Origin of the sequence: Micromonospora inaquosa (assembly GCF_003857055.1) — a bacterium.
GTDB classification, from domain to species: domain Bacteria; phylum Actinomycetota; class Actinomycetes; order Mycobacteriales; family Micromonosporaceae; genus Micromonospora; species Micromonospora inaquosa.
In genome coordinates, this window is the sequence record NZ_QGSZ01000124.1 from 1 (window position 1) to 13630 (window position 13630).

13 protein-coding genes are annotated in these 13630 nt (G+C 71.5%); 9 read left to right on the forward strand and 4 right to left on the reverse strand.

Annotated features, from left to right (window positions below):
* Nucleotides 1-629, forward strand: a 629-nt coding sequence (locus DLJ59_RS03285; RefSeq protein WP_124771033.1) for a C39 family peptidase, incomplete at its 5' end; no start/stop codon positions are given.
* Between the two features lie 101 nt (nt 630-730).
* Here the strand turns inward: DLJ59_RS03285 and recQ are convergent.
* Nucleotides 731-2572: a DNA helicase RecQ gene (gene recQ, locus DLJ59_RS03290; protein WP_124771034.1), complete on the reverse strand. Its 1842-nt coding sequence runs from the start codon at nt 2570-2572 to the stop codon at nt 731-733.
* A gap of 359 nt (nt 2573-2931) precedes the next feature.
* On the opposite strand from recQ, the gene rapZ reads away from it, so the two are divergent.
* The 8 genes from rapZ to DLJ59_RS03335 all read left to right on the forward strand — a co-directional run bounded on the left by rapZ (nt 2932) and on the right by DLJ59_RS03335 (nt 10089).
* Nucleotides 2932-3834 (forward strand): RNase adapter RapZ, encoded by a 903-nt coding sequence (gene rapZ, locus DLJ59_RS03300; RefSeq protein WP_124771057.1) that lies wholly within the window; start codon nt 2932-2934, stop codon nt 3832-3834.
* On the forward strand, nt 3831-4955 hold the full coding sequence (locus DLJ59_RS03305; RefSeq protein ID WP_124771036.1) for a gluconeogenesis factor YvcK family protein: 1125 nt from the start codon (nt 3831-3833) through the stop codon (nt 4953-4955). The genes rapZ and DLJ59_RS03305 overlap by 4 nt, the downstream gene beginning before the upstream one ends.
* Before the next feature lie 54 nt (nt 4956-5009).
* Nucleotides 5010-5990: a DNA-binding protein WhiA gene (whiA, locus tag DLJ59_RS03310; protein WP_030337350.1), complete on the forward strand. Its 981-nt coding sequence runs from the start codon at nt 5010-5012 to the stop codon at nt 5988-5990.
* 267 nt (nt 5991-6257) lie between these two features.
* On the forward strand, nt 6258-7262 hold the full coding sequence (gene gap / locus DLJ59_RS03315) for a type I glyceraldehyde-3-phosphate dehydrogenase (RefSeq protein WP_088988543.1): 1005 nt from the start codon (nt 6258-6260) through the stop codon (nt 7260-7262).
* Nucleotides 7259-8458 (forward strand): phosphoglycerate kinase, encoded by a 1200-nt coding sequence (locus tag DLJ59_RS03320; RefSeq protein ID WP_124771037.1) that lies wholly within the window; start codon nt 7259-7261, stop codon nt 8456-8458. Before gap ends, DLJ59_RS03320 begins: the two co-directional genes overlap by 4 nt.
* Nucleotides 8459-9250 carry a triose-phosphate isomerase gene (tpiA, locus tag DLJ59_RS03325; RefSeq protein WP_124771038.1) on the forward strand — a complete coding sequence of 264 codons (792 nt, stop codon included), beginning with the start codon at nt 8459-8461 and terminating at the stop codon, nt 9248-9250. It begins immediately after the preceding gene.
* A gap of 96 nt (nt 9251-9346) precedes the next feature.
* A complete protein-coding gene (gene secG, locus DLJ59_RS03330; RefSeq protein WP_030337344.1) occupies nt 9347-9607 on the forward strand; it encodes a preprotein translocase subunit SecG in 261 nt (86 codons plus the stop codon).
* Between the two features lie 140 nt (nt 9608-9747).
* Complete coding sequence (locus DLJ59_RS03335) at nt 9748-10089, forward strand: RNA polymerase-binding protein RbpA (RefSeq protein WP_124771039.1); 342 nt, start codon at nt 9748-9750, stop codon at nt 10087-10089.
* Nucleotides 10090-10106: 17 nt separating this feature from the next.
* On the opposite strand, the gene pgl is transcribed toward DLJ59_RS03335, so the two are convergent.
* From pgl to zwf, 3 genes are all read right to left on the reverse strand, one after another.
* A complete protein-coding gene (gene pgl, locus DLJ59_RS03340) occupies nt 10107-10877 on the reverse strand; it encodes a 6-phosphogluconolactonase (protein ID WP_124771040.1) in 771 nt (256 codons plus the stop codon).
* 147 nt (nt 10878-11024) lie between these two features.
* Nucleotides 11025-12041: a glucose-6-phosphate dehydrogenase assembly protein OpcA gene (locus DLJ59_RS03345; protein ID WP_124771041.1), complete on the reverse strand. Its 1017-nt coding sequence runs from the start codon at nt 12039-12041 to the stop codon at nt 11025-11027.
* Nucleotides 12038-13552, reverse strand: coding sequence for a glucose-6-phosphate dehydrogenase (gene zwf, locus DLJ59_RS03350; protein ID WP_124771042.1), 1515 nt, complete (start codon nt 13550-13552; stop codon nt 12038-12040). The genes DLJ59_RS03345 and zwf overlap by 4 nt, the downstream gene beginning before the upstream one ends.
* Between the last annotated feature and the right edge of the window lie 78 nt (nt 13553-13630).

A 13630-nucleotide genomic window follows, 5' to 3' on the forward strand; every position in this document is an offset into this window, starting at 1 on the left:
CCGCCGCCGGCCTCGCCTTCACCGGCGGCGCCATCGCCGGACCGGTCACCACCGCCTTCGCCGCCCCCACCACCAAGCCCACGTCGCAGACCCAGACCGACCGCAAGGGCGGCCACGGTGAGCGGGAGCTGGGCGTGCGCTACGAGGCGCAGCCGAACTTCTACTACTGCGGCCCCGCCGCGACCCGTAACGCCCTGTCCGTGCAGGGCAAGAACATCAACGTCGACGACATGGCCAAGGAGATGGGCACCACCGAGGCCGGCACCAACTCCATCAACGACATCACCCCGGTGCTGAACAAGGAAACCGGTAAGAACGACGCCTACCACAGCGTCGAGATCTCCAGCCCCGACGCCGACGCCAAGCAGACCGACCAACTGCGCGCCGACATCGTGCGCACCGTCGACGACGGCCGGGCTGTCGTCGCGAACATCGCCGGCACCAGCACCGACACCGACGGTGGCGTGCACTCCTACGAGGGCGGGCACTACATCAGCGTCGTCGGCTACCACGACAACGGCAACACCGTCACCATCGCCGACTCCGCCGACCCCAACACCGCCGCCTACCAGATCACCGTCGAGCACCTCGCCGACTGGATCGCCACCCGCGGCTACGCCACCAGCTAAGACCCCAGCACCCGCACCACCGCACCACAGCACCACCGCACCGTCGAACAACGAAGGGCCGGACCCCACCACGGGGCCCGGCCCTTCGGCATATCCAGAGGTCAGTCGGTGGCGAGGACGGCCAGGATCTGCTCGCCGTACTTGGCGAGTTTGTTCTCGCCGACCCCGCTGACCCGGGACAGGTCGGCCAGCGTGCTGGGGGCGTCGCTGGCGATCTGTCGCAGGGTGGCGTCGTGGAAGATCACGTACGCAGGGACGCCCTGCTCTTTGGCGGTGGTCGCCCGCCAGCCGCGCAGCCGCTCGAACAGCGACGCGGCGGCCGGGGTCAGCTCGGCCACGACGGTGGACGCGCCGCGCGGCTTCGATGAGCGGCTCGATGCCGGCTTCTCCGGCTCGCGGCGCAGGGTGACAGTGCGGCGGCGGCCGAGGACGTCGCCGCTCGTCTCGGTGAGTGCCAGCGTGCCGTAGTCGCCCTCCACGGCGAGGAGCCCTTCGGCGAGCAGTTGCCGGACCACGCCCCGCCACTCGGCCTCACTGAGCTCGGCGCCGATGCCGAAGACGGTCAGCGAGTCGTGACCGTACTGGCTGATCTTGTCGGTCTGCTTGCCGAGCAGGATGTCGATGCAGTGCCCGGCGCCGAAGCGTTGGTTGCGTTCGCGGTCGAGGCGGAAGACGGCGGACAGCAGCTTCTGGGCGGCGACGGTGCCGTCCCAGGACTCCGGTGGGGTGAGGCAGGTGTCGCAGTTGCCGCAGGCGGCCGTCGTCGTCTCGCCGAAGTATTCGAGCAGTTGGACCCGTCGGCAGCGGACCGTCTCGCAGAGGGCGAGCATCGCGTCCAGGTGCGCGGCCAGGTTGCGGCGGTGGGCGAGGTCACCGTCGGACGTCTCGATCATTTTGCGTTGCTGGACCACGTCCTGCAGCCCGTACGCCAGCCAGGCGGTGGACGGCAGGCCGTCGCGGCCGGCGCGGCCGGTCTCCTGGTAGTAGCCCTCGACGGACTTGGGCAGGTCGAGGTGGGCGACGAATCGGACGTCGGGTTTGTCGATGCCCATGCCGAAGGCGATGGTGGCCACCATGACCAGGCCGTCTTCGCGCAGGAAGCGCTGCTGGTTGGCGGCGCGGGTGCCGGCGTCCAGCCCGGCGTGGTACGACAGGGCGGCGACCCCGTTGGCGGTGAGGAACTCGGCCGTCTTGTCGACCGAGGCCCGGGACAGGCAGTAGACGATGCCGGCGTCGCCGGGGTGCTCGTCGCGCAGCAGGGTCAGCAGTTGCTTGCGGGGCTCGCGCTTGGGCACGATCCGGTACTGGATGTTGGGCCGATCGAAGCTGGCCACGAAGTGCCGGGCGTCGTCGAGCTTGAGCCGGGTCGCGATCTCGGTGCGGGTGGCGCTGGTCGCGGTGGCGGTCAGGGCGATCCGGGGGACCTGCGGCCAGCGTTCGTGCAGCATCGACAGCGCGAGATAGTCGGGGCGGAAGTCGTGGCCCCACTGGGACACGCAGTGCGCCTCGTCGATCGCGAACAGGGAGATGCGCCCCCGGTCCAGCAGGGCGAGGGTGGACCGGACGCCGAGCGCCTCCGGGGCCAGGTAGAGCAGGTCCAGCTCGCCGGCGACGAAGGCCGCCTCCACCCGGCGCCGGGCGTCCAGGGTCTGGGTCGAGTTGAGGAATCCGGCGCGGACGCCGACCGCCGTGAGGGCGTCCACCTGGTCCTGCATGAGCGCGATCAGCGGGGATACGACGACGGCGACGCCGTCGCGGACCAGGGCCGGGATCTGGTAGCACAGGGACTTGCCGCCACCGGTGGGCATCAGCACCAGCGCGTCGCCGCCGTCGACCACATGGTCGATCACGTCCTGCTGGAAACCGCGGAACGCGTCGTAGCCGAACACCCGGCGCAGCACGTCGAGGGCGTCGGAGGCGCGCAGCTCGGTGGGGGAGACCATCCGGGGAGTCTACGAGCCGACCCCGACAGCGCCCGTCCGGCGCACCCGGCCTCCCGGATGTGTGCCGGACGGGCGACACTGTCCGCCCGGACCGCCCGGACCGCCCGGACCGCCCGGACCGCCCGGACCGCCCGGACCGCCCGGACCGCCCGGCGGGCCGGGGAACATCGGGTCGTGCGTGCGTGCGTGTGGCCGGGCGGGCGACCGTCGGCCGGTCTGCGGGCACCACCCGGCCACGGCTGCCGGGCCACGACCCGGCGGCGGGATAGAGTCGCTGATTGACCAATCGCGGCCGAGGGCGGCCGCGGCGCCACGGCTTGGGGGTACGGGTGAGCGAGGCGCGCACAGCCGGTGACCGGATCGACGGCCCGGAGGCCGACGACGAGCAGGTGACGGCCGAGTCGGAGACCACCCTCGTGGTGGTCACCGGCCTCTCCGGGGGTGGCCGCAGCACTGTTGCCCGGGCGTTGGAGAACGTCGGCTACTACGTCGTGGACAACCTGCCGCAGGCCCTGATGTTGGACATGGCCGAGCTGGCGTTCAAGGCGGGCGGGGCGGCCCGGCGTACCGCGATGGTGCTGGACGTGCGGTCCCGGGCCTTCTCCACCGACCTGGCCGGGGCGATCCGGGAGCTCAAGGAGCGCGGGTTCTCACCCCGGGTGGTCTTCGTCGATGCCGACGACGAGGTGCTGATCCGGCGGTTCGAGAGCGTTCGGCGTTCGCACCCGTTGCAGGGTGACGGGCGGCTGGCCGACGGCATCGCCGTGGAACGCGGTCTGCTGGAGGAGGCCCGCGACCAGGCCGACGTGATCATCGACACCAGCCACCTGAACGTCAACCAGCTCCGGCGGCGCATCGAGGAGCTGTTCGGCGGCGAGGACGCCCGGCGGCTGCGGGTCACCGTGTTGTCGTTCGGCTTCAAGTACGGCCTGCCGCCGGACGCCGATTTCGTGCTGGACGCCCGCTTCCTGCCCAATCCCTACTGGGTGCCGGAGTTGCGGGAGCACACCGGGCGGGAGGAGGCGGTCAGCGCGTACGTGCTGGGCCAGGAGGGCGCGGACGCCTTTGTCGCCTCGTACGCCGATCTGGTCAACGCCACCACTACCGGTTTCGAGCGGGAGGGCAAGCGGTACCTGACGGTGGCCGTGGGTTGCACCGGCGGTAAGCACCGCAGCGTGGCCATCGCCGAGGAGTTGGCCAGCCGACTGCGTCATTCCGGGTTGGCGGCGAACGCTCAGCACCGTGACCTGGGGCGGGAATGACGGCCCGGCGGGTGGTGGCGTTCGGCGGTGGCCACGGGCTGTCCGCCTCGTTGCGCGCACTGCGCCACTGCGCTCCCGAACTTGACCTCGACATCACCGCAGTGGTCACGGTGGGTGACGACGGCGGCTCCAGTGGTCGGCTGCGGGCCGAGCGGGGTGGCCTGCCGCCGGGAGATCTGCGTCAGGCGCTGGTGGCGTTGGCCGGTGACCACCCGGCCACCCGGCGCAGCGCCGGGTTGTTCCAGCACCGCTTCGCCGCCGTGCCGGTGGGCGTACCCGGATCCGACGGGACCGACCCGGGCCCGGCGGCGGGCGACGACCCGGACCGGCACGGCGCGGGCCCGCGCGGCACCGACGGGGCTGCGGCCGGCGCGGACGGAGCGTGGGCCGGGACCGACGGGGCTGCGGCCGGCGGCGCTGCGGCCGGGACTGACGGCCTGACCGGGCACGCGGTGGGCAACCTGGTGCTCTGCGGCTTGATGGAGCTGCTCGGCGACCCGGTGGCCGCGCTGGAGCACGCCGGCGCGATGCTCGGCGCGGTGGGGCGGGTGTTGCCGATGTCCCGCCAGCCGGTCGGCATCGAGGCGCGGGTACGCGGTGCCGACCCGGCCGCCCCCGACGAGGTGCGCACGGTCAGCGGCCAGCACCAGGTGGCCGTCACCACCGGGCGGGTCGAGTCGTTGCGGCTCACTCCGAGCGCCCCACCGGCCTGCGCCGAGGCCATCGAGGCGATCCGGGCAGCCGACTGGTTGATCTTCGGACCGGGCAGCTGGTACACCAGTGTGCTTCCGCACCTGCTGGTGCCGCAGTTGGCCGACGCCATCGTGTCCACCTCGGCCCGGCGGCTGGTCACGCTGAACCTCGCCGCGGAGAAGGAAACCCTCGGGCTTTCCGTCGCCGACCATCTCGCGGCGCTGCACTGGTACCTGCCCGAGCTCAAGGTGGATCTTGTGCTCGCCGATGCCAAGGCGGTGGGTGACCCCGAACCGGTCGAACGTGCGGCAGAATCGCTGGGTGCCCGCCTGGTCCTCGCCCCCGTCGCCGTTGTCGACGGGACTCCCCGCCATGATCCGGCTGCCCTGGGCGCCGCGCTGGTGCCTGTCCTGGGTGCCGATCGTTAGACACGTACGTAATCTCCGGCGACACGCCGGAACAGGTCCGTGAGGGGACGCACAATGGCGATGACGGCCGCGGTCAAGGACGAGCTGAGTCGGGTCGACGTGCCCAAGCCCTGCTGCCGGCGGGCGGAGATGGCCGCGCTGCTGCGCTTCGCCGGCGGGCTGCACATCGTCTCCGGCCGTGTGGTGGTGGAGGCTGAACTGGACACCGGGGCGGTTGCCCGGCGGCTGCGCCGGGAGATCGCCGAGGTCTACGGCTACCCCAGCGAGATCCACGTGTTGGCCTCCGGTGGGCTGCGCAAGGGCAGCCACTTCATCGTGCGGGTGGTCAAGGACGGCGAGGCACTGGCGCGGCAGACCGGTCTGCTCGACGTGCGGGGTCGCCCGGTGCGCGGGTTGCCCCCGCACGTGGTGGCGGCGAACGTCTGCTGCGCGGTCTCCGCGTGGCGGGGCGCGTTCATGGCCCACGGCTCGCTCACCGAGCCGGGCCGCTCCAGCGCGCTGGAGATCACCTGCCCGGGGCCGGAGTCGGCGCTGGCGCTGGTCGGCGCGGCCCGCCGCATCGGCATCACCGCGAAGAACCGCGAGGTACGCGGGGTGGACCGGGTGGTCGTCAAGGACGGTGACGCGATCGCCGCGCTGCTCACCCGGATCGGCGCGCACTCCAGCGTGCTGGCCTGGGAGGAGCGTCGGGTGCGCCGCGAGGTGCGCGCCACCGCCAACCGGCTCGCCAACTTCGACGACGCCAACCTGCGCCGTTCGGCGCGGGCGGCGGTCGCCGCTGCCGCCCGGGTCACCCGCGCGCTGGAGATCCTCGCCGACGAGGCGCCCAACCACCTGACCGACGCCGGGAGGCTGCGCCTGGAGCACCGGCAGGCGTCGCTGGAGGAGTTGGGTGCGCTCGCCGACCCGCCGCTGACCAAGGACGCCATCGCCGGGCGGATCCGCCGGCTTCTGGCGCTGGCCGACAAGCGGGCCCGCGACCTTGGCATTCCGGATACGGAAGCAGCCGTCACGCCCGACATGCTCGTGGTCTGATAGGACGGTGGGGCCGCACGGTGCGTCCGGGAGCACGACCCGGCGCAGCGTGGTCTCGCACGCTCGGATAAGGTCGCTGAGTACGGCAAGGGGGCCGACACCGGCACTTCTCGTCGTGCCCACCGCCTCGGGCGGTCAGGTCCTCAGACCGCGCGGCGGGGTGGCCGAGATGAACCGTCGACGGCCGGCTCCAAACGGTCGGCGCACACCATTCCCGCCGGCCCGTTGTCTGAAGCCGGCGGACCAGAACGCGAGGAGATGGGACCTGTGACCATCCGGGTTGGCATCAACGGCTTTGGCCGAATCGGCCGTAACTTCTTCCGGGCAGTGCTGGCGTCTGACGCCGACATCGAGGTCGTGGCGGTGAACGACCTGACCGACAACGGCACGCTCGCCCACCTGCTCAAGTACGACAGCATCCTCGGCCGCCTGCCGTACGAGGTCAAGGCCACCGCCGACGAGATCACCGTCGGTGGCAAGACCATCAAGGCGTACGCCGAGAAGGACCCGTCGAAGCTGCCGTGGGGTGAGGTCGGCGCCGACGTCGTCATCGAGTCGACCGGCTTCTTCACCGACGCCACCAAGGCGAAGGCGCACGTCGACGGCGGGGCCAAGAAGGTCATCATCTCCGCACCGGCGAAGAACGAGGACGTCACCGTCGTCATGGGTGTCAACCACGACACCTACGACCCGGCGAAGCACACCATCATCTCCAACGCCTCGTGCACCACCAACTGCCTCGCCCCGATGGCGAAGGTCCTGCACGACACGTTCGGCATCCAGCACGGTCTGATGACGACGATCCACGCGTACACCCAGGACCAGAACCTGCAGGACGCGCCGCACTCGGACCTGCGTCGCGCCCGGGCCGCCGCGCTGAACATCGTGCCGACCTCCACCGGCGCCGCCAAGGCGATCGGCCTGGTCCTGCCGGACCTGAAGGGCAAGCTCGACGGGTACGCCCTGCGGGTGCCGATCCCGACCGGCTCCGTCACCGACCTCACCGTCAACGTGGGTCGCGAGACCACCGTGGACGAGGTCAACGCCGCGCTGAAGGCCGCTGCGGACGGCCCGCTCAAGGGCATCCTGGTCTACAACGAGGACCCGATCGTCTCCACCGACATCGTGACCGACCCGGCGTCGTGCATCTTCGACGCGCCGCTGACCAAGGTGGTCGGCAACCAGGTCAAGGTCGTCGGCTGGTACGACAACGAGTGGGGCTACTCCAACCGGCTCGTCGACCTCGTCAAGCTGGTCGGTTCGTCGCTGTGAGCATCCGGACCCTCGACGACCTGCTCGCCGAGGGGGTGTCGGGTCGGCGCGTGCTGGTGCGCGCCGACCTGAACGTCCCGCTCGACAAGCAGACCGGTGCCATCACTGATGATGGCCGGATCCGCGCGGTGCTGCCGACCCTCGGCGCGCTGGTCGAGGCCGGCGCGAAGGTGGTCGTCTGCTCGCACCTGGGCCGCCCGAAGGGCACGCCGGACCCGCAGTTCAGCCTCCGTCCGGTTGCCGGGCGGCTCGGTGAGCTGCTCGGCGCGCCGGTGCACTTCGCCGAGGACACCGTGGGTGACTCGGCCCGTTCCACCGTCGGCGGCCTGGCCGACGGCCAGGTGGCCCTCCTGGAGAACCTGCGTTTCAACGCCGGTGAGACCAGCAAGGACGAGGCCGAGCGGGGCGCTTTCGCCGACCAGCTCGCCGCGTTCGGCGATGCCTACGTGGACGACGCGTTCGGTGCCGTGCACCGCAAGCACGCCAGCGTCTTCGATGTGCCGGCCCGGTTGCCGCACGTCGCGGGCCGGCTGGTGCTGCGTGAGGTCGAGGTCCTCTCCAAGCTCACCGGTGACCCTGGGCGCCCGTACGTGGTGGTGCTCGGTGGGTCGAAGGTGTCCGACAAGCTCGCCGTGATCGAGGCTCTGCTGCCCACTGTCGACCGGCTGCTCATCGGTGGCGGGATGTGCTTCACCTTCCTCAAGGCTCAGGGCCTGGAGGTGGGCACCTCGCTGCTGGAGAAGGACATGGTCGAGACCTGTCGCAACCTGCTGGAGCGGTCCAGCGGCAAGATCATGCTGCCGGTCGACGTGGTGGTCGCCGACGCGTTCGCACCGGACGCGGCGCACGACACGGTTCGGGTCGACGGCATCCCGAGCCACCGGCTCGGCCTGGATGTCGGCCCGGAGACGGTGGCTGGCTTCAGTGCCGCGCTGTCCCAGGCGAAGACGATCTTCTGGAACGGCCCGATGGGCGTGTTCGAGATGCCGGCCTTCGCGGCGGGCACCCGGGGCGTCGCCGAGGCGATCACCAAGGCCGACGCGTTCAGCGTCGTCGGTGGCGGTGACTCCGCTGCGGCGGTCCGTGCCCTCGGCTTGGACGAGTCGTCGTTCGGGCACATCTCCACCGGTGGTGGCGCCTCCCTGGAATACCTTGAGGGCAAGACCCTCCCCGGCATCGCGGCCCTGGAGAACTGAATGTCGAGCACCACCCGCCGGCCGTTGATGGCCGGCAACTGGAAGATGAACCTCAACCACCTTGAGGCCAACCTGCTGGTGCAGAAGTTGGCGGCGAGTCTCACCGAGAAGCAGCTCACCGACGTCGAGACTGTCGTGCTGCCGCCCTTCACCGACCTGCGGACCGTGCAGACCGCGGTGGACGGGGACAAGCTGCTGATCGGCTACGGCGCACAGGACCTCTCCCCGCACGCGTCCGGCGCGTACACCGGGGACATCTCCGGGCCGCTGCTGGCCAAGCTCGGCTGCACGTACGTCGTGGTTGGGCACTCCGAGCGGCGGGCCTACCACCACGAGGACGACGCGCTGGTCAACGCCAAGGTCAAGGCGGCGCTGACGCACGGCCTGACGCCGATCCTCTGCGTGGGGGAGGGGCTGGACGTCCGCGAGCAGGGCGGCCACGTGGCGCACTGCTCCGACCAGCTCGACGGGGGCCTCGCCGGGCTCACCCCCGAGCAGGTGCGGCAGGTTGTGGTCGCGTACGAGCCGGTCTGGGCGATCGGCACGGGCAAGACCGCGACCCCGGACGACGCTCAGGAGGTCTGCGGGGCGGTGCGTGAGCGGTTGGCGGCACGTTTCGGCCAGGAGACCGCCGACCAGGTTCGGGTCCTCTACGGCGGCTCGGTCAAGGCGTCGAACATCGCCTCGATCATGGGCCAGGCGGACGTGGACGGGGCCCTGGTGGGGGGCGCCAGCCTGGACGCGGAGGAATTCGCTCAGATCTGCCGGTTCCCGGAGCACCTCGCTCGCTGATCGCTCGGTATCCTTGACACCGCCCGTCCGCCGGTCGGTGCCGCCGTGCCCGATCAGACCGGGCGAGGATCGCTACGAGAGGAACTGACCCCAGCCATGCCGATCTGGTTCGCATACACGTTGATCGTGTTGCTGGTCATCACGAGCATTCTGCTCACCCTGCTGATCCTGCTGCATCGCGGCAAGGGCGGCGGTCTGTCGAGCATGTTCGGCGGTGGCGTCAGCTCCAGCCTCGCTGGCTCCTCGGTCGCGGAGAAGAACCTGGACCGCTACACCGTTCTGGTGAGCGTCGTCTGGTTCGCCGCGATCGTCGGCCTCGGGCTCTGGCTGCGCCTCCAAATGAACAGCGGTGCCTGAGCAGGCCCAGTAAGTCGTACAATCTGCGCGCGGTCCGTCACTCGACGGGCCGCGCGCAGGCTTTTCTCCGCTGCACCGCGTCGCCCGCCGCACCACCCCCGAAGACGGCGGGTCCCCTCCGACGACAGGAGCGAGCAGCCGTGCCGAATGGCAACGTTATCCGGGGTGCCCGGGTCGGGTCCGCACCCATGCGCCCGGACGAGCGGCACCAACCCGCCCCCCGACAGGACGTCACCTACTGGTGCCGTAACGACCACCGGGTCGACATCCGGATCGCCGCGGACGTCGAGCCGCCCGCCCTGTGGGACTGCCCCCGCTGCGGTCTCCCCGCCGGCCGGGACGCGCAGAACCCGCCCGGCCGGGTCCGCGCCGAACCGTACAAGAGCCACCTGGCGTACGTGAAGGAGCGGCGCACCGCCGAGGAGGGGGAGGCCCTGCTCGCCGAGGCGCTCGCCGCGCTACGCCGTCGACGCGGCGAGTAGCGGGCTCCTCGTCGCGCTCAGCGCAGGCTACGCAGTCGGGTGGGTACGTCGGCTGCCGCCGCCCGGTCCAGCAGCCAACGGGTGCGGCTTACACCGCGCACACCGGCCGCCGGCAACTGCACCGGCCCGGCCCCGGCCAACGCCATACCCACCGCCCGAGCCTTGTCGGCGCCGGCGGCCACCAGCCAGACCTCCTCGGCGGTGTTGATCGCCGGCAGGGTGAGGGTGGTCCGCGTCGGCGGCGGTTTGGGGCTGCCCCGCACCGCGCTGACCGGACGGGTCTCGTAGCCGACCGGGTGTTCGGGGAAGACCGAAGCCACGTGGCCGTCCTCGCCGACACCCAGCATCAGCACGTCGAAGTGCGGCAGTGTGGCGTGCCCGGGCCGGGCGGCGCGGGCCAGCTCCTCCGCGTACCCGGCGGCCGCCGCCTCGGGGTCGTTGCCGGCCGGGCCGTCCGAGGCCGGCATCGCGTGCACCCGGGCCGGGTCCAGCGGCACCACGTCCAGCAGGGCGGCGCGAGCCTGCGTCTCGTTGCGGTCCGGGTCACCGGCGGGCAGGAACCGTTCGTCGCCCCACCACACGTCGACCCGGGACCAGTCCACCGCGTCGCGGGCCGGTAGCGCCGCGACCGCCCGGTACACGGCGGCGGCGACCCGACCTCCGGTGAGCACCACCGACGCTTCGCCCCGGTCGGCCTGGGCGTCGAGCAGCTTCACCAGCAACCGGGCCGCCACGGCCTGCGCCAGCAGGTCGGCGTCGGCGTGGACGGCGACACTAGCCTCACTCATGGTTGCGCCTTCGTTTCCCGACCGCGCGCGGCGGTCGCTGTCGTGCCCGGGACCGTGTGCCCGAGGTGATGGGGCGCGAAAACCCCGGAGATTGCGGGGCAGGGCCGGTGGGTTCCGGCCCTGCCCGACGTCGTGCCGCGGCTGGGCTCAGCCCTCGCCGCTCGTGCCGGCGTGCGCGGTGACCCCGGCCTCGGCGCGCTGCGCGGTGGCCGGATCCTTCCAGACGTGGACCCGCTGCGGCGGACGCTGCTCCAGCCCTCGCAGGCCGGCCGTCGCGCCCAGCGCCTCCGCGTACACCTGGTCGGCGTCCAGCCGGCGCAGTTCCTCCGCCAGCTCGTCGCCGAGCGGGCGGCGGACCAGCGGCAGGGCCCGGTCGTCCTGGCCCGTCCGCCGAAACACGGCCATGCTGTCCTCGCGGGTCAGCGTCAGCTGGTCGCCGTTGGCGCAGCTGAGCTGCACCTCCCGCATCCGAGGGAACTCGTTGCTGTCCACCCGACGTGGGGTGATGCCGAGCCGGCTGGACAGCCAACCGGCCATCAGCGCCGCCGTCGGGTCGGTGGGCGGTGCGACGATGGTCGCCTCGGTGACCTGGGCGCTGGTGGTGTCGAACGCCCCCGCGACCAGGGTGCGCCACGGGGTGATCCGGGTCCACGCCAGGTCGGTGTCGCCGGGGGCGTAGTCCCGGGCACGCTGCCGCAGCGCCTCCACCGGGTCGGCGGCCTGCGCGCAGTCGGTGATCCTCCGGTCGGCCACCACCCCGAGGAAGTCGGTGGCGATCTCCGCCGGCGGCTCGCCGTGCCACCAGGTGACCACCGGCACGTCGGGCACGAGCAGCGGCATCACGACCGACTCGGCGTGCAGGGACAGCCGACCGTACATCCGGGTGACCACCGCCTCACACGGGCCGAGCCGGCCACCGACCACGATCTCCGCGTCCAGTCGGTTGCGGTCCCGCTCGATCTCCGAGCGCACCACCACCAGGAGCCGGCACGGGTGGGCGGCGGCGGCGATCGTCGCCGCCGCCTCCGCCTCCCGAACCCGCTTCTCGTCCACGACCACGATGAGGGTGAGCGCCATGCCGCTGGCCACCCCGCCGGCGCTGCGCCGCTCGGCGGCGAGCGCCTTGACCACCTCGTTGCCGGTGGTGTCCCACAGCCCGATCATGCTCGTCTCCAGGCGCGGCCCTCGCGGGCCAGCATCTCGTCGGAGGCCCGTGGGCCCCACTCACCGGCCCGGTACGGCTCCGGGGTGGTGCCCTCCCAGGCGTGCTCCAGGGGGTCGATCACCTGCCAGCTCTGCTCGACCTCGGCCGCGTCCGGGAACAGGGTGCGGTCGCCGATCAGCACGTCCAGCACCAGCCGCTCGTACGCCTCGGGGCTCGACTCGGTGAACGCCTCGCCGTACTGGAAGTCCATCGCGATGTCGCGGACCTCCATGGTCGTGCCCGGCACCTTCGAGCCGAACTTGAGCACCACGCCCTCGTCCGGCTGCACCCGGATGACCAACTGGTTGTTGCCCAGCGACTCCATGTCGGCGTCGTTGAACGGCAGGTGCGGCGCCTTCTTGAACATGATGGCGACCTCGGTGACCCGCCGGGGCAGCCGCTTGCCGGCCCGGATGTAGAACGGCACCTCCGCCCAGCGGCGGTTCTGGATGCCCAGCCGCACCGCCACGTACGTCTCGGTGGTGGAGTCGGCGGGGACGTCCCGCTCATCCAGGTAGCCGACCGCGCGTTCGCCGCCGACCCAGCCGGGCAGGTACTGGCCGCGGACGGTGTCGCGGGCGACGTCCTTGGGCAGGGTGATGGCCTTGAGCACCTTCAGCTTCTCGGCCCGGATCTCGTCGGCGTCGAAGCTGGTCGGCTCCTCCATCGCCACCAGGGCGAGGAGTTGGAGGAGGTGGTTCTGCAGCACGTCGCGGGCGGTGCCAACGGTGTCGTAGAAGCCGGCGCGGGTGCCGATGCCGACGTCCTCCGCCATGGTGATCTGCACCGAGTCGACGTACTTGGAGTTCCACAGCGGCTCGAACAGGTTGTTGGCGAACCGCAGGGCGAGGATGTTCTGAACCGTCTCCTTGCCCAGGTAGTGGTCGATCCGGAAGACGTCCTGCCGGGTGAAGACGTCATCGACGAGGTCGTTGAGCGCCTTCGCCGACGGCAGGTCGTTGCCGAACGGCTTCTCCACCACGACCCGGCGCCAACCGCCGGACTTGTCGTTGTCGGCCATTCCAGTGCGGGCCAACTGCTTGAGCACGACGGGGAACGCCGCCGGCGGGATGGAGAAGTAGAACGCCGCGTTGCCGGTGATGCCATGGGTCTGACGCAGATCGTCCAGCGTCGAGGCGAGGGTGTCGAAGGCCGCATCGTCGTCGAACGACCCGCCGACGAACTTGATGTTGCCGGCCAGCCGCGCCCACACCTCGTCCCGCCAAGGGGTACGGGCGTGCTTGCGGGCCGCCTCGCAGGCCAACGTCTCGAAGTCGCCGTCACCCCAGTCGCGGCGCGCGAAACCGAGCACCACGAAGCCCGGCGGCAGCAGCCCCCGGTTGGCCAGGTCGTAGACCGCGGGGAGCAGCTTCTTGCGGGCCAGGTCGCCGGTCACCCCGAAGATCACCAGAGCGCAGGGCTCCGGGATCCGGGGCAACCGGCGATCCTGCGCGTCGCGCAGCGGGTTCACGGAGTCACCTTCGGTTCGCGACTGCGGGGCTTGCAACCCCGGCTCACTCCTCGCGCTCACGGAGTCACCTTCGGTTCG